This window comes from Streptomyces sp. NPDC048434 (genome assembly GCF_043200375.1).
Lineage (GTDB): Bacteria > Actinomycetota > Actinomycetes > Streptomycetales > Streptomycetaceae > Streptomyces.
Genome location: NZ_JBICXQ010000098.1, coordinates 1 through 1117 on the forward strand (window position 1 = coordinate 1; position 1117 = coordinate 1117).

Here is a 1117-nt window from a genome sequence, read left to right on the forward strand (position 1 = left end):
TGGCGGTGACGCGGACGACGGCGTTCTCGCACCGTCTGGCGGTGGTCGGCCAGGACCGTGACCGGCTGTTGGAGGGGCTGAGCGCTGCTGCTGTGGGTCAGGTGGTGCCTGGTGTGGTGACGGGTGCTGCTGGTGATGGCCGGGTTGCGGTGGTGTTCTCGGGGCAGGGTTCGCAGTGTGTGGGGATGGGCCTTGGGTTGTATGAGGCGTTCCCGGTGTTTGCGCGGGCGTTTGACGAGGTGTGTGCTCAGCTGGACGGGTTGTTGCCTGGGCCTGGTTCGTTGCGTGAGGTGATCGCGGCTGGTGGTCCGGAGTTGGACCGGACGGTGTTTGCGCAGGCGGGTTTGTTTGCGGTGCAGGTGGCGTTGTTCCGGTTGTGGTCGTCGTGGGGTGTGGTGCCGCAGTGTGTGGCGGGGCATTCGATCGGTGAGGTCACGGCGGCGTATGTGGCCGGGGTGTGGGATCTGGCTGATGCGTGTGCGGTGGTGGCGGCGCGGGGCCGTTTGATGCAGGAGTTGCCGGCGGGTGGGGCGATGGCTGCTCTGGATGCGTCGTCGGAGCAGGTCGCCGAGTTGGTTGCGGGTCGTGAGGGTGTGGCGGTTGCGGCGGTTAACAGTGCCCGGCAGACGGTGATTTCGGGTGTTGAGTCGGTGGTGGATGAGCTGGCGGGGTTGTGGCGGGAGCGTGGTGGGCGGGCTCGTCGGCTGCGGGTCAGTCATGCGTTTCATTCGCCGTTGATGGATCCGATGCTGGAGGAGTTCGCCGCGGTCCTGGACGGGGTGACCTGTCGTGAGCCGCGGATCGCGTTGGTGTCGGGTGTCCCGGGTGCGGATGTGACGGATCCTGCCTATTGGGTGGGGCATGTGCGGGATACGGTCCGTTATCACGATGTGGTGGAGGCGATGCGGGCCCAGGGTGTGGGTGTGTTTGCCGAGTTGGGTCCGGATGGTGCGCTGTCGGCGATGGCTGATGGGGATGCGGGGACGTGGGTCCCGGCGTTGCGCGGTGGTCAGGACGAGCCGGAGACGGCGCTGCGTGCGCTGGCTGGTCTGTATGCGGCTGGTGTGGAGGTGGACTGGGCCGCGGTGACCGCCGACGAGGGTCGGGCGGTGAAGGT

Annotated in this window: 1 protein-coding gene; it reads left to right on the forward strand. The window is 67.4% G+C overall.

Translation table 11 applies throughout. The features are described from left to right. Nucleotides 1–41: 41 nt before the first annotated feature. A partial coding sequence (locus ACGFWI_RS39040; protein WP_393910807.1) for an acyltransferase domain-containing protein occupies nt 42–1117 on the forward strand: 1076 nt, incomplete at its 3' end.